This is a genomic window from Wenxinia saemankumensis (genome assembly GCF_900141735.1).
Taxonomy (GTDB): domain Bacteria; phylum Pseudomonadota; class Alphaproteobacteria; order Rhodobacterales; family Rhodobacteraceae; genus Wenxinia; species Wenxinia saemankumensis.
Genome location: NZ_FQYO01000001.1, coordinates 422,216 through 444,894, shown reverse-complemented (window position 1 = coordinate 444,894; position 22,679 = coordinate 422,216). Strand labels below are relative to the sequence as shown.

General features: G+C 72.3%; 24 protein-coding genes. 13 read left to right on the top strand and 11 right to left on the bottom strand.

What is annotated here, in order from left to right; all coding sequences use genetic code 11:
• Window positions 1-316: 316 nt before the first annotated feature.
• The 4 genes from BUE30_RS02045 to BUE30_RS02030 form a co-directional block, all read right to left on the bottom strand.
• Window positions 317-1,156 (bottom strand): arginyltransferase, encoded by an 840-nt coding sequence (locus BUE30_RS02045; protein ID WP_073326149.1) that lies wholly within the window; start codon window positions 1,154-1,156, stop codon window positions 317-319.
• A 78-nt stretch (window positions 1,157-1,234) separates the two neighbouring features.
• Window positions 1,235-1,702 carry an RDD family protein gene (locus tag BUE30_RS02040; RefSeq protein WP_073326147.1) on the bottom strand — a complete coding sequence of 156 codons (468 nt, stop codon included), beginning with the start codon at window positions 1,700-1,702 and terminating at the stop codon, window positions 1,235-1,237.
• A 153-nt stretch (window positions 1,703-1,855) separates the two neighbouring features.
• A complete protein-coding gene (locus BUE30_RS02035) occupies window positions 1,856-2,311 on the bottom strand; it encodes a DUF2852 domain-containing protein (RefSeq protein WP_073326145.1) in 456 nt (151 codons plus the stop codon).
• A 168-nt stretch (window positions 2,312-2,479) separates the two neighbouring features.
• Window positions 2,480-2,947: a YbaK/EbsC family protein gene (locus tag BUE30_RS02030; protein WP_073326143.1), complete on the bottom strand. Its 468-nt coding sequence runs from the start codon at window positions 2,945-2,947 to the stop codon at window positions 2,480-2,482.
• 199 nt (window positions 2,948-3,146) lie between these two features.
• Between BUE30_RS02030 and BUE30_RS02025 the strand changes: the two genes are divergently transcribed.
• The 6 genes from BUE30_RS02025 (at window position 3,147) to BUE30_RS02000 (ending at window position 11,058) form a co-directional block, all read left to right on the top strand.
• On the top strand, window positions 3,147-6,002 hold the full coding sequence (locus BUE30_RS02025) for a [protein-PII] uridylyltransferase family protein (protein WP_073326142.1): 2,856 nt from the start codon (window positions 3,147-3,149) through the stop codon (window positions 6,000-6,002).
• Complete coding sequence (locus BUE30_RS02020; RefSeq protein ID WP_073326140.1) at window positions 5,999-6,262, top strand: hypothetical protein; 264 nt, start codon at window positions 5,999-6,001, stop codon at window positions 6,260-6,262. Before BUE30_RS02025 ends, BUE30_RS02020 begins: the two co-directional genes overlap by 4 nt.
• Before the next feature lie 109 nt (window positions 6,263-6,371).
• Window positions 6,372-7,127 (top strand): RNA methyltransferase, encoded by a 756-nt coding sequence (locus tag BUE30_RS02015; RefSeq protein ID WP_073326138.1) that lies wholly within the window; start codon window positions 6,372-6,374, stop codon window positions 7,125-7,127.
• A gap of 219 nt (window positions 7,128-7,346) precedes the next feature.
• Window positions 7,347-7,847 (top strand): 2Fe-2S iron-sulfur cluster-binding protein, encoded by a 501-nt coding sequence (locus BUE30_RS02010; protein WP_073326136.1) that lies wholly within the window; start codon window positions 7,347-7,349, stop codon window positions 7,845-7,847.
• On the top strand, window positions 7,847-8,869 hold the full coding sequence (locus BUE30_RS02005) for an FAD binding domain-containing protein (RefSeq protein ID WP_073326134.1): 1,023 nt from the start codon (window positions 7,847-7,849) through the stop codon (window positions 8,867-8,869). The genes BUE30_RS02010 and BUE30_RS02005 overlap by 1 nt, the downstream gene beginning before the upstream one ends.
• Window positions 8,866-11,058 carry a xanthine dehydrogenase family protein molybdopterin-binding subunit gene (locus tag BUE30_RS02000; protein WP_073326132.1) on the top strand — a complete coding sequence of 731 codons (2,193 nt, stop codon included), beginning with the start codon at window positions 8,866-8,868 and terminating at the stop codon, window positions 11,056-11,058. The genes BUE30_RS02005 and BUE30_RS02000 overlap by 4 nt, the downstream gene beginning before the upstream one ends.
• A 170-nt stretch (window positions 11,059-11,228) precedes the next feature.
• Here BUE30_RS02000 and BUE30_RS01995 read toward each other — a convergent pair whose 3' ends face one another.
• The gene (locus tag BUE30_RS01995; RefSeq protein WP_073326130.1) at window positions 11,229-12,314 is read right to left on the bottom strand and encodes a PA0069 family radical SAM protein; all 1,086 of its coding nucleotides are present in this window, start codon (window positions 12,312-12,314) and stop codon (window positions 11,229-11,231) included.
• Between the two features lie 169 nt (window positions 12,315-12,483).
• Between BUE30_RS01995 and BUE30_RS01990 the strand changes: the two genes are divergently transcribed.
• From BUE30_RS01990 to BUE30_RS01970, 5 genes are all read left to right on the top strand, one after another.
• Window positions 12,484-13,185: a corrinoid protein gene (locus tag BUE30_RS01990; RefSeq protein ID WP_073326128.1), complete on the top strand. Its 702-nt coding sequence runs from the start codon at window positions 12,484-12,486 to the stop codon at window positions 13,183-13,185.
• An 84-nt stretch (window positions 13,186-13,269) separates the two neighbouring features.
• Complete coding sequence (locus BUE30_RS01985; RefSeq protein ID WP_073326127.1) at window positions 13,270-13,449, top strand: hypothetical protein; 180 nt, start codon at window positions 13,270-13,272, stop codon at window positions 13,447-13,449.
• 54 nt (window positions 13,450-13,503) lie between these two features.
• The gene (locus BUE30_RS01980; RefSeq protein ID WP_073326124.1) at window positions 13,504-13,725 is read left to right on the top strand and encodes a hypothetical protein; all 222 of its coding nucleotides are present in this window, start codon (window positions 13,504-13,506) and stop codon (window positions 13,723-13,725) included.
• A complete protein-coding gene (locus BUE30_RS01975) occupies window positions 13,725-14,039 on the top strand; it encodes a YbjQ family protein (RefSeq protein WP_073326122.1) in 315 nt (104 codons plus the stop codon). The genes BUE30_RS01980 and BUE30_RS01975 overlap by 1 nt, the downstream gene beginning before the upstream one ends.
• 143 nt (window positions 14,040-14,182) lie before the next feature.
• Entirely contained in the window at window positions 14,183-14,788 is a 606-nt protein-coding gene (locus BUE30_RS01970; RefSeq protein WP_073326516.1) for a DUF1638 domain-containing protein, read from the top strand.
• A 395-nt stretch (window positions 14,789-15,183) separates the two neighbouring features.
• Here the strand turns inward: BUE30_RS01970 and BUE30_RS01965 are convergent, their stop codons facing one another.
• Window positions 15,184-15,762: a hemerythrin domain-containing protein gene (locus BUE30_RS01965; protein WP_073326120.1), complete on the bottom strand. Its 579-nt coding sequence runs from the start codon at window positions 15,760-15,762 to the stop codon at window positions 15,184-15,186.
• 65 nt (window positions 15,763-15,827) lie between these two features.
• Window positions 15,828-17,531 carry an ABC transporter permease gene (locus BUE30_RS01960; protein WP_073326118.1) on the bottom strand — a complete coding sequence of 568 codons (1,704 nt, stop codon included), beginning with the start codon at window positions 17,529-17,531 and terminating at the stop codon, window positions 15,828-15,830.
• A gap of 143 nt (window positions 17,532-17,674) precedes the next feature.
• Here BUE30_RS01960 and BUE30_RS01955 point away from each other — a divergent pair, with 143 nt between their 5' ends.
• Window positions 17,675-18,583 carry a hypothetical protein gene (locus BUE30_RS01955; RefSeq protein ID WP_073326116.1) on the top strand — a complete coding sequence of 303 codons (909 nt, stop codon included), beginning with the start codon at window positions 17,675-17,677 and terminating at the stop codon, window positions 18,581-18,583.
• 352 nt (window positions 18,584-18,935) lie between these two features.
• On the opposite strand, the gene BUE30_RS01950 is transcribed toward BUE30_RS01955, so the two are convergent.
• Entirely contained in the window at window positions 18,936-19,190 is a 255-nt protein-coding gene (locus BUE30_RS01950) for a DUF2312 domain-containing protein (RefSeq protein WP_073326114.1), read from the bottom strand.
• 129 nt (window positions 19,191-19,319) lie between these two features.
• Here BUE30_RS01950 and BUE30_RS01945 point away from each other — a divergent pair, with 129 nt between their 5' ends.
• Window positions 19,320-19,535: a hypothetical protein gene (locus BUE30_RS01945; RefSeq protein ID WP_073326112.1), complete on the top strand. Its 216-nt coding sequence runs from the start codon at window positions 19,320-19,322 to the stop codon at window positions 19,533-19,535.
• A gap of 101 nt (window positions 19,536-19,636) precedes the next feature.
• Here the strand turns inward: BUE30_RS01945 and BUE30_RS01940 are convergent, their stop codons facing one another.
• The 3 genes from BUE30_RS01940 to BUE30_RS01930 form a co-directional block, all read right to left on the bottom strand.
• A complete protein-coding gene (locus BUE30_RS01940) occupies window positions 19,637-20,953 on the bottom strand; it encodes a TRAP transporter large permease (protein ID WP_073326111.1) in 1,317 nt (438 codons plus the stop codon).
• Window positions 20,946-21,536 carry a TRAP transporter small permease subunit gene (locus tag BUE30_RS01935; protein ID WP_083601010.1) on the bottom strand — a complete coding sequence of 197 codons (591 nt, stop codon included), beginning with the start codon at window positions 21,534-21,536 and terminating at the stop codon, window positions 20,946-20,948. Before BUE30_RS01935 ends, BUE30_RS01940 begins: the two co-directional genes overlap by 8 nt.
• A 75-nt stretch (window positions 21,537-21,611) precedes the next feature.
• On the bottom strand, window positions 21,612-22,625 hold the full coding sequence (locus BUE30_RS01930) for a TRAP transporter substrate-binding protein (RefSeq protein WP_073326108.1): 1,014 nt from the start codon (window positions 22,623-22,625) through the stop codon (window positions 21,612-21,614).
• Between the last annotated feature and the right edge of the window lie 54 nt (window positions 22,626-22,679).

Below are 22,679 nucleotides of genomic sequence, written 5' to 3'. Positions count from 1 at the left end.
CCGCCGGGGTGTCCCGCCTCGCCTGTCCTACCCTCCGGCCTTCCGGGCGCTCGGGGCCATCGGCCTCGGACCGGGGACATTTCTCGCCCGCCCCGGCGCTCGTCGTCTTCGCCGGGGCCTTTCGTCATCGCGACCATGGGGGGCACGGCACTGGTCCGCCTCCGGGCAGGTTTCGTCCCGTTCCACGTGCGGGGAATGGCGGACCCGCGGGTCCTTGCCGCGATCACCTTCGGCATGGCGGTCTGCTTCACGCTTCACTACCGGGTGTCGGCGGCACGGCTGAACCTGCCCCGCCGGCGCGACCCCTGAGGCCGTCTCAGCGTCCGACCGGCCTCACGCCCGGGAGGGTGATCCGCCCCACCTGCTCGGCGATCGGATCGACCGAGAGCGGATGGGTGTCGGCCGAGTAGGCGAAGGGGTCGGTCACGGTCTGCCACTGTCCGCCGCGATAGACCTGCAGCCCCGAGAAATTCGCCTTGTAGCCCATCTTGGGCGATCCCGGCACCCAGTAGCCGAGATAGACGTAAGGCAGCCCCTGTTCGCGGGCGAGGGCGATGTGGTCGAGGATCATGTAGGTTCCCGGCGATTGCGGCTGCAGCGCGGGATCGAAGAACGAGTAGACCATGCTCAGCCCGTCATCGAGCACGTCCGTCAGGCTCGCGGCTGCCAGAGGCGCCTCTCGGCCCGGGGCGGGGGCCTCTCCGGTGCGGTACTCGATCACGCGGGTGCGGATCGGCGTCTCCTCGACCATGGCGGCGAACTCGAACATGTCCATGTCCGCCATCCCCCCGTCGCCATGCCGGCCGTCGAGATAGGTGCGGAAGAGATCGTACTGCTCGTCCGAGGCCCAGGGGCTGGTCGCGGTGCGGGAGAGGGCGGCGTTGCGCCGCATCACCCGCCGCTGCGACTTCGTCGGACGAAAGGCGGCGACGTCGATCCGGGCCGACAGGCACGCCGCGCAATCGGCGCAGGACGGACGGTAGAGCACGTTCTGCGAGCGGCGGAATCCCTGCTTGCTGAGCGCGTCGTTCAACTCGCCCGCCTGCTCGCCCTGCAGCGCGGTGAACAGCTTCCGCTCCATCCGGCCCGCGAGGTAGGGGCAGGGCTGGGGGGCCGTCACGTAGAATTGCGGGGCGAGGGGAAGCGAGTGGCGCATGCGGTCCCTGTCGGCGGAGCGAGGGCAAGGGTAGCGTCCCGCCCCGCCCTCGCCAACCCGGCGATTGCGGTGTCGGCCCTATCGTGAATGGGGCCGGTTGATGGCCGCGGTGCCGAGGACGTGGTCCGTCAGCCCCTGCCCGCGCGGAGTGGCCGCCATCAGCGCCATCGAGACGAGCTGGGCCGGGAAGACCGCCACCGAGAGGGCGTAGCCGCCGGTATGGGCCAGCGCCTCGCCGCCCGACAGGCGCCCGCCGTCATGGCCGCGCAGCTCGATCCCGGTCAGCCGCATGCCCCAGGTGGCCGAGCCGGAGGCGATGGTCCCCCAGCGATAGAGAAAGCCCACGACCGGCACGATGACCGGCAGCAGGAACAGCCCCAGGAACAGAGTGAAGGGCATCAGCGCCAGCGTCGCCAGCCAGATGAGGGCCACGTCGATCACCCAGGCGACCGCGCGCTTGCCCTGCGTGCCGCGATAGAATTCGGGGCGCCCGGCGGGATCGGGCAGGCCGCTGGCGGCGGGGGCGAAGGGGGCGGCGAAGGACATCCTGGTTCTCTCGGTCTGCATGGGGGGTGAGATGGGGGCCGGAACGCGGCCGGTGAAGGGGGAGAGTGGGCGCGGGGGGCGGGGCCTGCGCCCCTCCGTCCGCGCGCCGGGGCCGGACGGGCCGTCCCCCCGATAGGGAACGGCCCTTGCCCGTCAGGCCGCGTCGCGCTCGGGATCGTCGCCGCCGGTGGGGCGGCCCGCCCGCTTGGCACGCTCGTCCATGAACTCGTCGAACTCCGCCTTGTCGCGGGCCTCGCGCAGCCGGGCGAGGAAGGCCTCGAACTCGGCCTGCTCGTCCTCGAGACGGCGCAGGGTGTCGCTGCGGTAGGCGTCGAACGCGGCGTTGCCGGTGCCGCGGAAGCTGCGGGCGGATCGCCGGGACCGGCGGGACGAACAATTCGAGGAGAACATGCGCTTGCTCCAGATCATGTAGGCGAGAAGGGCGAGGCCGATCGGCCAGAAGGCGATGAAGCCGAGGACCATGGCGGCGATCCACGCGCCCTTGCCGCGGTCGTCGAGCCAGGCTTCGGTCTTGCCCAGCCAGGTCTTCGCCTGCACCGTCAGGTCGTCCGCGCGGTGCCGCGGGGGGTGGGTATCGTAGGAACTCATCGTCGTCTGACCTCCCGGTCTGTCGTGGCCCGCTCGGATGTGAACGGCCTTCACATGACGGGATATCGGCAGGGCGGCCGGCGCCTTCAAGAGTGGATGTGAAGGTTTTTCACATGCCCGGTCGGCCTTGGTTTCCAACCGCCTGATGACGCTGGGGAAGTTTTCGCGCTATTCGGTGAAGTCGCCGGGCGCCGCGCCGGTGATCCGCTGCAGATCGGCGGGAGAGATCGGGAAGACGTGGCGCGGCGTGCCCGCCGCCGCCCAGACGATGTCGAACCCCGTCAGGCGCGGGTCGAGCAGGATCGTCATCGGCCCCGTCGCGCCCACCGGCGAGACGCCCCCGATCGCGAAACCCGTCCTCTCGCGCACCTCGGCCCCGTTCGCGGCGGCCAGCGGCTCGCCTACCAGATCGGCCGCCTTCTCGGGCGAGACGCGATTCCCCCCGGCGGTGAGGAAGAGGTAGGTCCTCCGGCTGCGCGCGCCGACGAAGACGATGGACTTGGCGATCTGGTCGAGCTCGCAGCCCACGGCCCGGGCGGCCTGCAGCGCCATCCGGCTTTCGCCGACCTCGCGCGGGCCCTCGGTCAGCCCCGCCTCCTGCAGGGCGGCGGCCACGCGGGCGAGGCTTTTGCTCATGGTCGTCCCTCTCGGCTCTGTGCTGGTCCCGGGATTGACCATACCGCGGGGCCGGGCGCCAGTGTGGCCCGTCCTGCGGGCCGCCGGGGGAAGGCCGCGACCGCCTCGACGGCCCGGGGCCCCGCGACGGCCGCCCCGCCGCGGTTGCCCGCCCCGGCCGCGGGCCCTAGCCTGCCCCCGACCCGCCCCGAGAGGTGCCATGCCCCCCCCGATCCGCAGCCTCGCCGCCCGGCAGACCCGCGCGCCGCGCCCCTTCGATGCCGACAGGGGGCGCGAGGCGCTGGACTGCTTCGATCCCGGCGGGGAGGGGCTGCGCGACCTGATCGCCGGCACCGCCGGGTGCAGCCCCTATCTCGCCGGGCTGATCGCGCGCGAGGCGGAATGGCTGGGCCCCGCCCTCGACGACCCCGAGGGGGCGGTGGACGGCGTGCTGGCCGGGATCGAGGCGCTCGACCTCGGCGAGCTCGACGCCGGGCTGCGGCAGGCGAAGCGGCGGGTCGCGCTGATCGCCGCTCTCGCCGACCTCTCCGGCGCCTGGCCGCTGGAGGAGGTGACGGGCGCGCTGACCCGCCTCGCCGACACGGCCCTTCACCGGGCCGCGACGCTGCTGGTCGGGCAGCGCATCGCGCGCGGCCGGATGCCGGGGCTGGGAGAGGAGGACGTGGCCGATGCCGGGGGCCTCGCCATCTTCGCCATGGGCAAGATGGGCGCCTTCGAGCTGAACTATTCCTCGGACATCGACCTGATCTGCCTCTTCGACGAGAGCCGCATCAGCCGCGAGGACTATCCCGAGACGCGGGCGGGCTTCGTCGCCGTGGTCCGCAAGCTGGCCCAGACGATGAGCGATGTCACGGCCGAGGGCTACGTCTTCCGCACCGACCTGCGGCTGCGCCCCGATGCCAGCGTCACGCCCGTCGCCATGGCGATGGCGGGGGCCGAGACCTATTACGAAAGCGTCGGCCGCACGTGGGAGAGGGCGGCGTGGATCAAGGCGCGGTCCGCGGCCGGCGCGGTCGCGGCGGGGGAGCGGTTCCAGGACACGCTGACCCCCTTCGTCTGGCGGCGGCATCTCGACTTCGCCGCGATCCAGGACGCGCACGACATGCGGCTGCGGATCCGCGATCACAAGGGCCTCGGCGGGCCGCTCTCCCTGCCCGGCCACGACATGAAGCTGGGGCGCGGCGGCATCCGCGAGATCGAGTTCTTCGCCCAGACGCGGCAGCTGATCGCGGGCGGGCGCGACCGCTCCCTGCGGGTGCGCGGCACGGTCCCGGCGCTCGACCGGCTGGCCGCGGCGGGGTGGATCCCCGCGGACGTGGCCGGAGCCCTGACCGGGCATTACCGCTTTCACCGCGAGATCGAGCATCGCCTGCAGATGATCGCCGACACCCAGACGCAGGAGCTGCCCGAGACGGCCGAGGGGTGGGACCGGCTTGCTGCCTTCTGCGGGCAGGAGCGCGCCGCGCTCGAGGCCGCGCTGAAGGACAGGCTCGAGGCGGTCCACGCCACGACCGAGGAGTTCTTCGCCCCGAACGGCGGTGACGGCGCGGCGCCGCGTCCCGCCTTCGGGACCGAGATCGTCGCGCGCTGGCCGTCCTATCCCGCCCTCCGCTCGCCCCGTGCGGGCGAGATCTTCCGCCGAGTGGAGCCCGAGATCCTCGCCCGGCTGGAACAGGCCGCCCGCCCGGAAGAGGCGCTGGCCGCCTTCGACGCCTTCCTCGCCGGGCTGCCGGCGGGCGTGCAGCTCTTCTCGCTGTTCGAGGCGAACCCGAACCTGATCGCCCTCCTGGCCGAGATCTGCGCCACCGCCCCCGCGCTGGCCCGCTACCTGTCGTCGAACGCGCGGGTGCTGGACGCGGTGATCGCGGGCCATTTCTTCGCCCCCTGGCCGGGGGCCGCGGCCCTGACCGAGGAACTGGCACGCACGCTCGCCCTCGTGCCGGACTACGAGGCCCGCCTCGACCGCGCGCGGGCCTGGATGAAGGAATGGCATTTCCGCACCGGCGTGCACCAGGTGCGCGGCCTGATCCCGGCCACCGAGGCGGGCGCGCAATATGCCGACCTCGCCGAGGCGGTGATCGCCGCGCTCTGGCCGGTCGTCGGCGCCGAGTTCGCCCGCCGGCACGGCCCCGCGCCGGGCCGCGGCGCGATGGTCCTCGGCATGGGCTCTCTCGGCGCGGGGCGGCTCAATGCGGCCAGCGATCTCGATCTCATCGTGATCTACGACGCGGCCGGGCAGGAGGCGTCCGAGGGCCGCCGCCCGCTCCCCGCCCGCACCTATTTCGCGCGGCTCACCCAGTCGCTCGTCACCGCGCTTTCCGCCCCGATGGCCGAGGGGCGGCTCTACGAGGTCGACATGCGCCTGCGTCCGTCGGGCCGGCAGGGGCCCGTCGCCACCTCGCTCGCGGGGTTCGAGAGCTACCAGCGCGGCGAGGCCTGGACCTGGGAGCATCTCGCCCTGACCCGCGCGCGCGGCATCGCCGGCGATCCCGGCCTCTGCGCCGAGGTCGAGGAGATCCGCCGTGCCGTGCTGATCGAGAAGGCGAAGGGGGCGAGCCTGCGCGAGGACGTGGCCGCGATGCGCGCGCGGCTGAGGGAGGCCAAGCCGCCGCAAGGCCGATGGGACGCCAAGTTCGGCCCCGGCCGCCTGATGGAGGTGGAGCTCGCCGCCCAGACCGTCGCGCTGCTGGCCGGCGCGCCGGTGCGGGACGTGCCGGGCCAGATCGCCGTTGGCCGGACCGATCCGGGCTCGGCCAGGAAGGGGCAGGGCGGGACGGGGCAGGGCGGGGCGGAACAGGGCGGGATGGCGCAGGGGCTCGCGGCGGCGGACCGGGCTGCCCTGTCGCGCGCGGACGATCTCTTCTGGTCGCTGCAATCGGCGGCGCGGCTCCTGACCGGCGGCGCGCTCCACCCCGAGGAGCTGGGAACGGGCGGTTGCCGGTTCGTCCTGCGCAGCACGGGTCTCGACAGCACCGAGGCGCTGGGGCTAGCGATGGAGGAGGCGGGCGCCGCGGCCTCCGCCGCGTTCGACCGGCTGCTGGAGAGCCCGCCATGAAGGATCCCCTCGACCCGCGCGACCTGATCGCCGAATCCTACCGGATCGAGGGCATCACCGCCCCCGAATGCCGGTCGATCTTCCTCGACTGGGCGATGGGGCTGCCCGACGGGCAGGACGCGCCCCGCGCCATCGCCGAGATGCTGGCCCGTCACCGGGGCGCCCATCCCGCCCACCCGATGACCGAGGTGCTGTCCCGCGGCCTCGACGAGGCGGCGCCGCCCCGCCGCCGCGGCGGGCGGGCCGGGCGCACGGGCTGAGGGGGGCGGCACCCGCGCGCAGCGGGACGCGCCGCGCCGGGCCCGCGGGGGCGACCGGCCCCGAACCCGGCCTTGCCCCGATCCCGGCCGGGCCCTAAAGCCCGCCCCCATGAGCACCGACGCCCCCCGGGCCCCGACCCGCCCCGCCTTCGTCCTGATCCGCCCGCAGATGGCCGAGAACATCGGCGCGGCGGCGCGGGGGATGTGGAATTTCGGTCTCGACCGGATGCGCCTCGTCGCGCCGCGCGACGGCTGGCCCAATCCCGCCTCGGTCGCGATGGCCAGCGGGGCGGGGCGGGTGCTGGACGATGCGCAGCTCTTCGACGGGACGGACGGCGCGGTCGCCGACTGCGCCTTCGTCTACGCCACGACCGCCCGGCCGCGCGGCCTCACCAAGACTGTGATGACGCCTGAGGCCGCGATGCGCGACGCCGCCGCCCGCACGGCCCGGGGCGAGAGGGTCGCCATCCTCTTCGGTCCCGAGCGCGCGGGGATGGAGAACGACGACATCGCCCGTGCCAACGTGATCGTCAGCGTGCCCGTGAATCCCGAATTCCCCTCGCTCAACCTGGCGCAATGCGTCCTGCTGATGGCCTACGAGTGGCGCCGCGCCAGCGCCGAGGTGCCGCAGATCCGCGAGGAGATGGCCGGGACCGAGCGCGCGACCCAGACCGAGATCGCCGCCCTCGCCAACCATTACGAGGACACGCTGGACCGCGCCGGCTTCTTCTTTCCCGAGGCCAAGGCCCCGTCGATGAAGATGGCGCTCCGCAACCTGTGGAGCCGGATGCCGCTGACCCGCGCGGACGCCCAGATCCTCCACGGCGTGCTGCGCCAGATGGTCCGCTGGAAGGAGAAGGGCTGACGCCCGCGGCCCTCCCCCGGCAGGGGCGGGGCCGCCACCCCCGAGGATCCGGGTTCCCGTTCCGCGCCGCCCCCGCGCCCGATCGTCCCGCGGGCGCGGCAGGCGCGCCGCTCCGCCACGGAAACGCCCCGGGGTGGAACGCATCGCCGTGCCCGAGGTTGTGCCTCGCGTAGCGGCCCTGTCGCCCGGCAGCCGCGGTCCAACAATCCGGAGACACCCATGCAGACCAGCCTGACGGTCAACGGGCAGACGCGCGAGGTCGACCACGACGCGCGCCAGACCCTTCTCGACACCCTGCGCGACGGCCTCGGCCTGACCGGCACCAAGAAGGGCTGCGATCACGGTCAGTGCGGCGCCTGCACGGTCCTGCTGAACGGCGAGCGTGTCAATTCCTGCCTCTGCCTCACCGCGATGCATGACGGCGACGAGGTCACCACGATCGAGGGGATCGGCACGCCCGAGACCTTGAACGCCCTGCAGAAGGCCTTCGTCGAAAGCGACGGCTACCAGTGCGGCTACTGCACGCCGGGCCAGATCATGTCGGCCACCGCCCTCTTCGAGGAAGTGAAGAAGGGCGCGCCTTCCTACGTCTCGGCCGATCTCGAGGCCCCGACCTTCGACGATGCCGAGATCGCCGAGCGAATGAGCGGCAATCTCTGCCGCTGCTCGGCCTACCCGATGATCCGCGAGGCGATCGCCATGTCGCGGGAGGTGAAGTGATGCGCAGCTTCGACTTCCATCAATCCGGCGAGATCGGCGATGCCGCTGGCGCGCTTGGGCGCGAGGCGGCGATCATCGCGGGCGGCACCAACCTGCTCGACCTGATGAAGATCCAGGTGATGACGCCCGAGCGCCTCGTCGACATCACCCGGCTGGACGGGCTGTCCGCCATCGAGGCCGACGGCGAAAATCTGCGGATCGGCGCGCTGGTGACGAACACGCATCTTGCGGGCGATTCCCGCATCCGCGCCGGCTGGCCGCTGCTGAGCCGGGCGATCCTCGCCGGCGCCTCTGCCCAGATCCGCAACAAGGCGACCACGGGCGGCAACCTGCTGCAGCGCACGCGCTGCCCCTATTTCTACGACACCTCGCAGGCCTGCAACAAGCGCGCGCCCGGCACCGGCTGCGCCGCGCAGGGCGGGGCGGGGCGGATGCTCGCGCTCTTCGGCACGTCGCCGGACTGCCTCGCCGCGCATCCCTCGGACATGGCGACGGCGCTGACGGCGCTGCAGGCCTCGGTCGAGATCCGCGCCGCCTCGGGCGAGATCCGGACGGTTCCGATGCACGAATTCTACCGGGGCCCCGGCGACAGCCCCGACATCGAGACGGTGCTGGCCCCCGACGACATCGTCACCGCTGTCCTTCTGCCCGCGCCCCGGGCCGGGACGAAGCAGACCTACCGCAAGGTGCGCGACCGCGCCTCCTACGCCTTCGCGCTCGTCTCCGTCGCGGCCATCGTCAAGGTCGAGGACGGCCGGATCGCGGAAGCGAGCCTCGCCTACGGCAGTATCGCACCGCATCCCTGGATGAACCACGCGGTCGAGGAGATGCTGGTCGGCCAGGCGCCGTCGGACGATCTCTTCGCCCGGGCGGGCGAGGCGCTGACCGCCGCGCCGGCCCCCCATCCCGATACCGAGTACAAGCGCCCGCTGCTGCGGCGCACCCTGATCGCCGCGCTGCGCGAGGCCACGGGCCTCAGCGAGAGCGCCCACGGCGTCGACACCGCGAGGATTCCGGCATGAAGGACTTTACCATGGACGAGGCGCAGCCGCGCCTCCTCGACCAGACCGGCATGGGCATCATCGGCAAGCCGCTTCCCCGGCGGGACGGCAAGCTGAAGGTTTCGGGCACCGCGCCCTATGCCGCCGACACGCCGCATCCCGCCCGGATGGCGCATGGCGTGCTCGTCCGGGCCACGATCCCGCGCGGCCGGGTCGCCGGCTTCGACCGCGCCGGCATCGCGGACATCGACGGCGTGATCGAGATCGTCACCGATGCGCGCCTCAGCCGCAATCCGACGCAGGGCATGGCCGGCGAGGCGACGGTCCAGCCGGGCGACGAGGTCCATTACCACGGCCAGCCCATCGCGCTCGTCGTGGCCGAGACCTTCGAGGCCGCGCGCGACGCCGCGCAGCGGCTGACGGTGCGCTACGAGACGACGGATCCGGGCGGCGTGTCTCCGGACAAGCCGAAGGACACCGAGATCGCCGATCCCGAGACGGCGGGCGATTTCGACGCCGCCTGGGGCGCGGCCGAGGTGAAGGTGGATCTCGAGTTCACCACGCCCTCCCACGTCTCTGCCGCGATGGAGCCTCATGCCGCCCTCGCCGAATGGGACGGGGACCGCGTCACGCTCAAGGGCTCGCAGCAGATGCTGCGCTTCAACAGGAACGAGCTGGCCGACAGCCTGGGGATCGACCCCTCGAAGGTCCGGATCCTGTCGCCCTATATCGGCGGCGGCTTCGGCTCGAAGCTGGGCATCGGCCCCGAGGCGGTCGCCGCCTGCGTCGCGGCAGAGAAGCTGGGCCGCCCGGTGCGCGTGGTCATGCCGCGCCAGACCGTCTTCGACAGCGTGCTGCGGCGGTCCGAGACCAGGCAGCGCGTCCGGTTCGGCGCGACGCGGGACGGTCGCATCACCGCGATCAGCCATGACGACACCGTCTCCAATCTCGACGGCGAGAGCTTCGCCGAGCCGACCACGCAGGCCTCGCAGTTCCTCTACGGGGCGGACGGCCTCAGCTTCACCCAGACGGTCGCGCGGATCAGCGCCACGCCTGCAGGTTCGGTCCGGGCCCCCGGCGAGGCTGTGGGCATGCTCGCCTTCGAGGCGGCGCTCGACGAGCTGGCGGACAAGCTGGGCATGGACCCGGTCGACTTGCGGCTGAAGAACCTGCCCGAGAAGAATCCGATGACGGGTCAGCCCTATTCGGCCCGCCGGCTCGCCGATTGCCTGACCGAGGGCGCGGCCGCCTTCGGCTGGGCGGATCGCGGCGCGCCGGGCTCGCGGCGCGAGGGCGACTGGCTGATCGGGATGGGCGTCGCTTCGGCCGCGCGGTCGAACATGCTGGTGAAGTCCGCCTCCCGCGTGCGGCTGCACGGCGCCCACGCCGTGGTCGAGACCGACATGACGGATATCGGCACCGGCTCCTACACGATCCTCGGCCAGATCGCGGCCGAGATGCTGGGCCTGCCCGTCGACGCGGTCGAGGTGCGCCTCGGCGATACCGACCTGCCCGGCGCCTCCGGCTCGGGCGGGTCGTTCGGCGCCTCGTCCGCGGGATCGTCGACCTTCCTCGCCGCCAAGGAGATCCGCGAGCGGATCGCCGAGAAGCTGGGCTGCGCGGCGGACGACCTGACGCTGAATGACGGGATCGCGCGCGGCGGCAACATCGAGAAGCCGCTGGCCGAACTCGTGGACACCGAGATCGTGGCCGAGGCCAGCATCGAGGGCGGCAAGACGGCGGAGAGCCATTTCTCCGCCGGGTTCGGCGCGCATTTCGCGGAGGTCGCGGTCAACGAATGGACCGGCGAGGTCCGGGTGCGCCGGATGCTGGGGGTGATGGCGATGGGCCGGATCCTCAACGAGAAGACGGCCCGCTCCCAGGCGATCGGCGGCATGGTCTGGGGGCTCGGCTCGGCCCTGACCGAGGACATGCAGATGGACCGCCGCGACGGCCATGTCGTCACGCGCGATCTCGCCAACTACCACGTGGCGAGCCATCTCGACGTGCCCTCGGACATGGTCGTCACCTTCCTCGAGGAACGTGACGACATGGCGAACCCGATCCAGTCCAAGGGGATCGGCGAGCTCGGGATCTCGGGGGCGGGAGCGGCGATCTTCAACGCGATCGCCCACGCGACCGGGGCGAGACTGCACGACTACCCGGCCACGCCGGACAAGGTGATCGCCGCGCTCGAGGCCAGGGGCTGAGCGAGTCCCCCTCGGTCCGGTGCATCCGGTCGACGGGCCCGGGGGCGTTCCCCCGGGCCCTTCGCGCATCCGACCCCGGGGGGCGGGTGCGACCTTCCGCGAGCCGATCCGGCCCCGGCCGGCCCCGGTGGCGCCGGGACACCGACGGGCTTCGATCGCAGAAGGGCCCTTCAGAACAGCGACAGCTGGTCGCCCGGCCGGGGCGGCGGGGCGAAGAGATCGCAGCGCAGCGGCGGCAGGTCCTTCCTGAGGCCGAGCCGCTTGCGGGCGAGGTCGAAGCGCTGCCCGAAGAGCCGCGCCCATTCGCCCGACCCGGTCATCCGCTTGCCCCATTCGGGATCGTAGTCCCGGCCGCCATGCAGCTCGCGCACGCGGTTCATCACCCGCCGCGCCCGGTCCGGATACCGCTCCTCCAGCCAGTCGCGGAACAGGCCCGACACTTCCTGCGGCAGGCGCAGGACGATGCAGGAGGCGGCGACGGCGCCCGCCGCCTTCGCCTGCGCCAGGATCGCCTCCGCCTCGTGGTCGGTCAGGGCGGGCACGACGGGCGAGACCATGACCCGCACCTCGATCCCCGCCTCGGACAGGCGCCGGATCGCGGCGAGGCGCCGTGCCGGGGAAGGCACGCGCGGCTCCATCGCGCGCGAGGTGGCGGGATCGAGCGTCGTGACCGAGATGCCCACCCGCGCCAGCCCCTTCGCCGCCATCGGCGCGAGGATGTCGATGTCGCGTTCGACCAGCGTGCCCTTCGTCACGATCGAGACGGGGTGGTCGTAGGCGGCCAGAACCTCGAGCAGGCCGCGCATGATCCGCCGCTCCTTCTCGATCGGCTGGTAGGGATCGGTATTCGTGCCGATCGCGATGACCTGCGGGACATAGGCCTTGGCCCGCAGCTCCTTCTCCAGGAGGGCGGGCGCGTCCGGGCGTGCGATCAGCTTCGTCTCGAAATCGAGGCCGGGCGACAGGCCGAGAAAGGCGTGAGACGGCCGGGCGAAGCAGTAGATGCAGCCATGCTCGCAGCCCCGGTAGGGATTGATCGACCGATCGAACGAGATGTCGGGCGAGGTGTTGCGGCTGATCACCCGGCGCGGCCGTTCGTCGCTGACCTCGGTGCGCAGCGGCGGCAGGTCCTCGTCCGGGCCCCATCCGTCGTCGATCCGCTCGCGCGTCAGCGACTCGTAGCGGATGGCCGGGTTGTCGGTGGCCGCGCGGCCCGGCCGGCGCGCGCGCGAGAAGGGAATCGGGGCCTCGTCCATGGCTCAAGACTAGAACAAATGCGGAACATATGAAAGCGGCGCAGCATCATCCTCCGCATTTCTCATTTGCCAGCGCGTCGCCGCCGGTGCAGGTGTTGTCGCAATCCGCTCAGACGGTTGCGGCCTATCCGCGCACAGGCTGGGGACAGTTCAACTTCCGGGGTCCGCCATGGCCGACGACGACGACGAGATCATCCTGTCCGAACTCGACGACGAGGAACTCGTCGCGCAGATGTTCGACGACCTCTACGACGGGATGAAGGAAGAGATCGAGGAAGGCACGCGCATCCTCCTCGATCGCGGCTGGCAGCCCTACGACGTGCTGACCCAGGCGCTGGTGGGCGGCATGACCGTGGTCGGCCGCGACTTCCGCGACGGGATCCTCTTCGTGCCCGAGGTGCTGCTCGCCGCGAACGCGATGAAGGGCGGGATGGCGATCCTCAAGCCCCTGCTGGCCGAGACCGGCGCGCCCCGCATGGGCAAGATGGTGATCGGGACGGTCAAGGGCGACATCCACGACATCGGCAAGAACCTCGTCTCGATGATGATGGAGGGCGCCGGCTTCGAGGTGGTCGATCTCGGGATCAACAACGCGGTCGAGAAGTATCTCGAGGCGCTGGAGACCGAGAAGCCGGACATCCTCGGCATGTCGGCGCTGCTGACCACGACCATGCCCTACATGAAGGTCGTGATCGACACGATGAAGGAGCAGGGCATCCGCGACGACTACATCGTCCTCGTCGGCGGGGCCCCCCTCAACGAGGAATTCGGCAAGGCGATCGGCGCCGACGCCTATTGCCGCGACGCGGCCGTGGCGGTCGAGACGGCGAAACAGTTCGTGGCCCGCCGCCACAACCAGCCGAACGCCTGATCCGGGCGGGCCCGGCCCCTTTCGCGGGGGCCGGGCGATCCCCACCTCTGCCGGCGGGGCGCCCCGCCCCCCGGAGACCGCGTCATGCCCTCCCACCCGATCAAGCGCGTCCTCGCCCTTCTCCTCGGGGGGCTCGCGGCGACGCTGATCGCGATGGCCCTGGCCGAGCCGCTGCTGGGCGGCCCGCCGCCGACCTTCGCGATGCCGGCGGCGCTGGCGCTCGCCCTCGTCGCGCGGGTCCTGTGGGAGCGGGCCTCGCGCTGAGGGGGTTCCGGCCCGGCCGCTGCGGGCCCATATTGACCGCAGGAGGTACCGCCGATGCCGCTCGAGAAACTGATGCTGATCCTCGTCGCCGCGATGGTGGCGGCCGGCCTGACGATCTGGGCCGCCGCGACCCTCGTCGCCGCCTTCGCCTGGCCGATGGAGGCCGCGCTTCTCTCCGGCATTCCGCTGGCGCTGGTCCTCTACGTGCTCTGGCGCCTCGTGGCCGAGCGGCGGTCCGATCCCGAGGACGACCGGTACGACGGGATGAGGCACTGATGATCATCGTCACGACCGAAGGCGTGCCGGGCCGCGAGATCGTCGAGGTGATGGGCCTCGTCCGGGGCGCCACGGTCCGGGCCAAGCATGTCGGGACCGACATCGTGGCGGGGCTCAGGGGTCTGGTCGGAGGCGAGGTCAGATCCTATTCCTCGCTCCTCGCCGGGGCGCGCGAGCAGGCGATCGACCGCATGAGCCAGGAGGCGAGCCGCCTCGGCGCGAACGCGGTCGTGGCCGTGCGGCTCGAGACGTCGAGCGTGATGAGCGGCGCCTCCGAGATCGTCGCCTACGGCACCGCGGTGCGGCTGGCGTGAGACGGGGCAGGACGCCTTCGGCGGGGGCCGGCCGGCTGGTAAGGCCCGTGTCCGGACCGGCCGAGGACGGCGCGCCGGGGCCGCAGCGGCAGGCGGCCGACGAGCCCCGCGCCCGCGGGGGAGGGGCGCCCTCCGATCGCGCCCTGACCCGCGAGGGGCTGGAGGCGAGGGGGACCGGCCGGATCCTGATCCTCGCCTGCGGGGCGCTGGCGCGCGAGATCCTCGCGATCCGCGACGCGTCCGGCCTGGCCCATATCGACCTGCACTGCCTTCCCGCCATCCTGCACAACCGGCCCGAACGCATCGCCCCGGCGGTCGAGGCGGCGGTGCGGGCGCGCCGGGCCGATTACGACCGCGTCTTCGTCGCCTATGCCGATTGCGGCACCGGCGGCGCGCTGGCCCGCACCTGCGAGGGCCTTGGGGTGGAGATGATCGCCGGCCCCCATTGCTACGCCTTCTACGAGGGGCTGGAGACCTTTGCCGCGCGGGACGAGATCGACGCCTTCTACCTGACCGACTTCCTCTGCAGGCAGTTCGACGCCTTCGTCTGGGAGCCGCTCGGCCTCGACCGCCATCCCGAGCTGCGGGACATGTATTTCGGCCAGTACCGGACGCTGGTCTACCAGGCGCAGGCCGACGATCCGGACCTGACCGCCCGGGCCGAGGACTGCGCGCGGCGGATGGGCCTCGCCTTCGAGCGGCGTTTCACCGGGTTCGGGGCGCTGGAGGGGGCGGTCCGGGGGGCGTGATCCGGGGCCGGCCGCGCGCGGGCGGGGAGGCCGGGGGCGCTGCCCCCGGACCCCCGGAGTACTTTGAGCAAGATAAGAGCGGGGCGGGGCGGGCTTTGTGGTCCGGGCCCGGCCGTGCGCGGACGGGGAGGCCGGGGGCGCTGCCCCCGGACCCCCGGAGTACTTGGAGCAAGATAAGAGGGGGGCGTGACGGGCGTCCGGGGCCGGGCTCGGGCCCGGGTTTGGGTACAGGTCCGGGTAGGTGTCCTGGGTGCGGCGGCTGACGTGAGGCAGCGTGACGCCGGGGGGGCGGCGGCGCGCGGCCCGGGACAGCGTGGGGCGCTGGTCCGGCCCCCCTGAGGGTCCGGTGCACGACAAGGGCGGGGCGGGGCGGCGGGGCCCCCGCGCCGGGGGCGTCAGAGGCCGCCGTGGACGCCGAGCGCCTCCTGCAGTTCGGTCTCTTCGTAGCCGAAATGCGAGCGGACCACCTCGGTCAGGCGGGCATAGGTGGCGCGGACGGCCTGCATCGCCGTCTCGGTCGGGGCCTCGGCCAGCGTCGCGGCCTCGCCCTGCAGGCGCAGGAGAAGGGCGTGGACGACCTCGTGCTCGTCCTTGAGGCGCTGCACGACGGCGCTGATCCCCGGATCCCCGACGCGGTCGAGATGGGGGAACATGCTCGTCTCCTCGATGTCGTGATGCATCGTCAGCACCGCGCATTCCCGGCCGCAGAGCGTGCCGGTCAGGGCCATGTTCTCGGTCAGCTCCATGTCCTGCAGCGCCTTCGGCAGATGCTGCGCGCCCGCCTCGCCCGCCGCGACCAGCTCGACCAGCTGGCCGATGCCGAGAAGGTCGCGAAGATGGTGGGCGTGGATCATGGCCAGGTGCCGCCCGGCCCGGCGCTGCCCCTCGGTCGCGCCGGGGATCGGCGGCGCCTTCGGCCGGGTCGGCTCGTCGAGGACGAGGCTGTCGAGCGGGGCGTCGGGGGCAAGGGGCATGGGCGTCTCCGGTCGGTCGGGGGCACGAGGTAGGCGCCCGGCGCGGGCCGGGCAAGCCGCGCCTCTCAGCGATTGGCGCGCGCCAGCAGTGCGACGGCGCAGAGGCCCACCGCGGTGATCGTCAGCGCGGCGGGCGCGGCCTCGGCGATCTTCTCCAGGCTCGCCTTGGCATGGGTACGCGTGGCGAGCGTGTCGTAGTTGAACGGGCGCAGCAGCAGCGTGGCGGGCAGCTCCTTCACGCAATCGACGAAGACCAGCAGCAGCGCCGAGAGCGCGCTGCCCCGGATCAGCGGCAGGTGCACCGCGCGCAGCGTGCCCCCGGCCGAGCGGCCGAGCGAGCGGGCCGCCATCGGCAGCGAGGGCGAGATCCGCCCCAGCGCCGCATCCGCCGTGCCCTGCCCGATGGCGAAGAACCGCACGACATAGGCCAGCGTGAGCGCCGCCGCGCTGCCGGTCAGGATCAGGCCCGGATCGGTCCCGGTCAGCGCCGTCCAGGCATCGGCCACCCGGTTGTCGAGCGCGGCCAGCGGAAAGAGCAGCCCGACCCCCAGGACCGCGCCGGGCACCGCGTAGCCGATCGCGCTGACCGGCAGCAGCAGCACCGGCAGGCGCGACCGCGAGAGCCGCGCGCCGTAGACCATGAAGAGCCCGAGCGCGACCGTGATCACCGCCGCGGCGCCCCCCGTCGCCAGCGTGTGGACCAGCGCGCGCAGGAGGCCCGGCTCCTGCCATTCGGCGGCGTCGAAGGCGTGGCTGGTCAGCACCGCGACCGGCAGCACGAATCCGGCGAGGACCGGCAGCGCGCAGGCGGTGGTGGCGAGCGCGCCGGGCCAGCCGGCCAGCGGCTGCGCGGTGGCGGGGCGGGCGCCCCGCGCCGGGGCGTGGGTCCGCGCGCGCCGTCGCGACAGCTTCTCGACCGTGACGAGCGCCACGATCAGCGCCAGCGACAGCGTCGCCAGCTGCGCCGCGCCGCCGAGATTGCCGGCCTGCAGCCAGATTGTGAAGATGCCCGTGGTCAGGGTCTGGACGGCGAAGAAGTCCACGGTCCCGAAATCGTTCACCGTCTCCATCATCACGACCGCCGTGCCGGCGGCGATGGCGGGGCGCGCCATCGGCAGCCCGACCCGCCAGAACCGCCCGAACGGGCCGACGCCGAGCGCGCGCGCGACCTCGTAGCCGGCGCCCGATTGCTCGCGGAACGCCGCCCGGGCGAGGAGGTAGACGTAAGGGTAGAGGGCGGCGCCGAGGACGAGGATCGCCGCGCCCCGCGTCCGGATCGCGGGGAACCAGTAATCCGAGGCGGTCTGCCAGCCGAAGGCCGCGCGCAGGGCCCGCTGCACGGGGCCGGCATATTCGAGGAAGTCCACCAGCGCGTAGGCCCCGACATAGGCCGGCACGGCGAGCGGGGCGAGCAGCGCCCATTGCAGCCAGGCGCGGCCCGGGAACCGGTACATCGTCACCAGCCAGGCCGCGCCGGTCCCCACCGAGGCGGCGAGCAGCCCGACCCCGGCCATCAGGAGCGCGGTGTTGCCGAGATAGCGGGGCAGGGTCGTCGAGAGGAGATGCGGCCAGATGTTCTCGGCCGGATTGAGCGCGAACCAGATCACCCCGGCCACGGGTCCGAGCATCGCCGCCGCGATCAGCGCCGCGCCGATCGCCCAGCCGCTCGGCCCGCGGCGCCGCCCGCGCGCCGCACCCCCTGCCGTGCGGGGCGCGGCGGCGGGTCCGGGGGGCGGGGCGCCCGGTCTCTGAGTCAATGGCTCGGACATCGGCCGCCGCCTAGCCGAAAGCGGTTTCTCTGTCCAGATTTGGGCCCTATGGTGCGCGCCGGCGGGGCAGGGCGACAGCGGCGGCCCGGTCCGGGACAAGGGGCCGCGTTCCGGTCCGCGCCGGAGAGACGAGCGAGGCGGCAATGCAGGTGGCACTCCATATCGGCGCGCATGCGACCGAGGGCGAGCGGCTCCTCCGCTCGGTCCAGAAGAACGCCGAGGCGCTGGCCGCCGCGGGCATCCTCGTGCCGCCCCATGTCCAGTATCGCCGGACGCTGCGCGAACTGATGCAGGCCTATGCCGGCGGCACGCTCGACCCCTCCACCGCGCGGGAGGGGGCGCTGGACGCGATCCTCGGTGCCGCGCGGCCCGACCGTCTGGTGATGGCGAACCCGGCCTTCCTCTGCACGCCCAACCGGGTCTTCGAGGGGCGCGAGCTCTACCCGATGCTGGGGCTCAAGCTCCGCGCGCTGAGCGCGGTCTTCGCCCCCGACCGGCTGGAGCTGTTCCTGGCGCTGCGCAACCCGGCGACCTTCGTCCCCGCCGTCCTCTCCCGGGCCAAGGCCACGAGCGAGACGGCGCTGCTCGACGGTCTGGCCCCCGCCGCGATCCGCTGGAGCGGCGCGATCGCGCGGGCCCGCGAGGCGGCGCCGGGCGCACGGCTGGTCGTCTGGGCCCACGAGGACGCCCCGCTGATCTGGGGCCGGCTCGTGCGGCGCCTCGCGGGCCGCGCCGGGGCGGCCGGGGCCGCCGAGGGAGGACCGGCGGGCAGCGGCGCGCTGCTGGGCGAGCACGACCTGCTGGCGCAGATCATGACCGAGGAGGGGCTGCGCCGCTACGTCGCCTACCTGCGGACCCATCCGCCGCAATCGGCCGCCCAGTCGGCGCGGATCATCGCCGCCTTCCTCGACAAGTACGTCCGCCCCGAGGAGATCGAGGAGGAGGATCTGCCGGACTGGCCCGAGGCGGTGATCGCCGAGGTGACGGCCGGCTACGAGGCCGACCTCGACGCGATCGCCGCGATGGACGGGGTGGAGATGATCCGCCCCTGACCGTGTGCCCCGTCCCGGCCCTCGCGCGGGGGCCGACAGGCAGAGGGCATGCGCGTCCCTGCGAAGGAGGGGGCCGCGCGCCGGAGAAGGCCGCGAGTCGGGGTCCGCTCCGGGAGACGTGTCTCGGGACATGGCCCCGGGCGTCGGGGAACGGGCGGCGGGGGACCGGGCGCGCCTCGATCGGCCCGCCCGACGCGGCCCCCGGCCGGCGGGGCGGGGACGGCGGCGAAGGGCGACGTACCCCCCGGGAGCCGCCGACCGGCGCCGTGCCCGGTGGCGCCGACCGCGCCGTGCCCGGTGGCGCCGACCGCGCCGTGCCCGGTGGCGCCGACCGCGCCGTGCCCGGTGGCGCTCAGTTCATGCCGAGTGCCTGCATGTACATTTCCATGATCGCCTCTTCCTCGGCGATGTCGTCGCGGTCGCGCTTGCGCAGGGCGATGACCTTGCGCATCACCTTGGTGTCGTAGCCGCGCCCCTTCGCCTCGGCCATCACCTCCTTCTGCGCGTCGGCGATGTCCTTCTTCTCGGCCTCGAGCCGCTCGTACCGCTCGATGAACTGGCGCAGCTCCTCGCCGGCGACGGAGGAGGGGGTGTCGGTGATGCTCATCGGGCGCTCCTTGGGGCGGCTGTGGCGGAAGGGCCCCCGGTTAGCCGCTGCCCGCCCCCCTCGCAAGGCTTGCGGGGCGGCCGCCCCGGCGCTAGGGCGGCGGGGTCACGCCGAGGGGGACCGCACGGGATGGAAGCGCTCGTCTGGATCGGGGCCGCGATCACCGTCGCGGGATTTGCCGGGATCGTCTGGACCATCATCGCCGTCTCGCGCGCGCGCCGCGCGGGGCTGGACGACGCCGCGCTGCGGGCGCGGCTGCAGCGGATCATGCCGATGAACGTGGGCGCGCTGTTCCTGTCCTTCCTGGGGCTGATGCTGGTGGTTGTCGGGATCATCCTCGCCTGACCGTCGCCGCAGGTCGCGGCCTCCCTCTTATCTTGCTGCAAATACTCCGGGGGAGCTGCCGCAGGCAGCGGGGGCGGAGCCCCCGTGCCGCCGTCTCGCCATCAGCGATACCACAGCGCGATCTCCGGGAACGTGATCACGAGGGCGAGGGCCAGGATCTGCAATCCGATGAACGGCAGCAGCGAGGCGAAGATCGTTCCGAGGGAGATGTCCGGCGGGGCCACGCTCTTCAGATAGAAGGCGGCGGGACCGAAGGGCGGCGACAGGAACGAGATCTGCATGTTCAGCGAGAAGAGCACGCCGAACCAGATCGGATCGTAGCCGAGCTCGATGACGATGGGCGTGAAGATCGGCACCGTCAGCAGCGCGATCCCGACCCAGTCGAGGAACATGCCGAGGACGACGAGGATCAGCATCATCACCAGCAGGACCACCATGGGGTTCTCGGACACGCCGAGGAGGAGCTGCTCGATGAAGTCGATCCCGCCCATCAGGTTGTAGACCCCGATGAGGGCCGTCGCGCCTACGCCGATCCAGACGATCATCCCGCAGGTCCGCAGCGTCTGCAGCGCGGCGTCGGACATCATCCGCAGGGTGAATTCCCCCCGCAGGACGGTCGAGAGGATCACCCCGACCACACCGATCGCCGAGGCCTCGGTCACCGAGGCGATCCCGCCGTAGATCGAGCCGAGCACGAAGACCACGACCAGCAGCGGCAGGACGAGGCCGCGCAGCAGCTTCAGCCGCTCGGCGAGGGGCCGGGTATCCAGCTCGGTCGGGACGGGGGCCTTGTGCGGCTGGAGCCAGCCGATCAGCAGGACATAGCCGGCATAGAAGCCCGCGAGCATGACGCCCGGCACGAACGAGGCGGTGAAGAGCTCGCCGATGGAGACGTTGGCCGACAGGCCGAAGATGATGAGCACGATGGAGGGCGGGATCATCGTGCCGAGCGCGCCGCCCGCGCAGACGATGCCGATGGCGAGCTTCCGGTCGTAGCCGAGCCGCAGCATCTGCGGCAGGGCGAGGAGGCCGAGGAGCACGATCTCGCCGCCGATGATGCCGGACATGGCGGCCAGGACGACGGCGACCAGCAGCGTCTGCACGCCGACGCCGCCGCGGATCCGCCCGGCGACGAGACGCATCGCGTCGAAGAGGTCCCGCGCGATCCCCGACCGGTCCAGGATCGACGCCATCAGCACGAACATCGGGACCGAGACGAAGACGTACTGCATGATGAAGGAGTAGATGCGCGTCGTCACGATCGGCACCGCCATCGGGCCGAACCAGCCGAGCGCGAAGATCAGGGCCACCAGGATGGTGACGAAGGCGAGCGGCATGCCGGTCACGAGCAGGACCAGCAGCATGCCGAACATCATCAGGCTGCCGCCGCCGATTCCCAGCGCGGAGAGATCAAACATCTTCGACGTTTCCTGCGCTCGCGACGGGGCGCGGCGGTTCCGCATGGGGATCGCGCCGCAGATGGCGGATCGCCTGGAGGGTGAACTGGGCGCACATCACCACGAGGGTCACGAAGAGCACGGCCTTCACGATGGCCGGAGTCGGCGGGTTCCAGGCGCTGCCGCTGGTCTCCAGCCGGAACTGGCCGCCGGCGGAGACGAAGCCCCTGTAGGCGAGGCTCCAGGCGGCCCAGGCCATCAGCGCGCAGGCCATCGCCCCGACGATCGAGATGGCCACGTCGAACCACCTGCGCATCGCGGGCGAGAGGGCGTCGTAGATCAGGACGACGCGGATGTGCCGGTCGAGCGCGAGGCAGTAGGCCCCCCCGAACGCGAAACAGATGGCGGTCAGCGCGATCGTCGTCTCGTGGACCCATTGCGTCGGCGAGTTGAAGCCGTAGCGCAGCACCACCTCGAGGAAGGTGATGGCGGTGATGAACAGGAAGGCGAGGCTGACGACCCGGCCCAGGGGGACGAGCCACGCGGACAACGCGTCCTGGGGCACGAGGACCGGATCGCGGGCATTGTGTTCTTCGGGATCCAAGGCGGCCTCCGGAATGGGCCGGGCGGAGGATCCGCCCGGCCGGTCGACGGGAGCGGTCGGCTCCCGACCGTGCGATCAGAGCAGGCCCTGGTCCGTGAGGTAGGTGGTGAGCGCCTCGTAGACGCGCTGCGCGTTCTCGGACCGCTCGGCGAAGGGGGCCCACTGTTCCTGCGCGATCTGCCGGAACTCGCGCTTGGCCTCTTCCGACCAGGTGTGGATGGTGACGCCTTCGGTGGCGCGCAGCTCCTCGGCGACCTCCTCGTCACGCTGCCCGATCCGCTCGGCCAGGGTCTCGGCATACCAGGCGACCGACTCGGTCAGCATCTGCTGATCCTCCTCGGACATCGAGTCCCAGGTGGCCGCGTTGATCGAGACCTCGTTCAGCGGCAGCGAATGGAAGCCCGGCCAGATCGGATGCAGGGCCACGTCGTGCAGGCCCATCGAATGGTTCGTCGCCAGGGTGGTCGCGTCGGCGGCCGAGATCACGCCCTTGTCGAGCGAGGTGAACACCTCGGACTGGGGCAGGTTCACCGGTGCGGCGCCGGCGGCGGCGAAGACCGACTGCACCATGCCCTCGGGGGCGCGCATCTTCACGCCCTGCAGGTCCGCGACGGAGTCGATCGGGATCGTGGAGGGGATCGCCTCGGCGGGCTGGGCGGCCGGGCCGATGAAATGGACGCCGTAGGGCTCCAGGATCTCGTTGTAGAGCTCCGTGCCGCCGCCGTCGTTGAAGAAGCCGCGCAACTCCTCGGGCGACGAATAGGCGCCGACCGGGTTGCCGATCAGCGCGAAGGCGGCGTCCTTGCCGGTGAAGTAGGAGCTGTCGGTGATATGGCCGTCGAGGATGCCGGCACCGACGGCATCGAGCGTCTCGTTGTATTCGACGATCGAGCCCACGGGCAGCATCTCGACGGTGATCCGGCCCTCGGACATCTCGCCGACGCGCGCGGCCCATTCCTGCTGGATCTCGAAGGCGGCGGTGCCCGAATTGTCGCTGCTCTGGAACTGCAGCTCCATGCTGTCCTGTGCGGCCGCCGCCGAGACGAGGGCCATGGCTGCGACCGAAGTCGCAAGGATTCGCTTCATCATGTATCTTCCTCCCTTGGGCGTTTCCGGCTCCGCGGAACGACGGCGAAGCGCGTC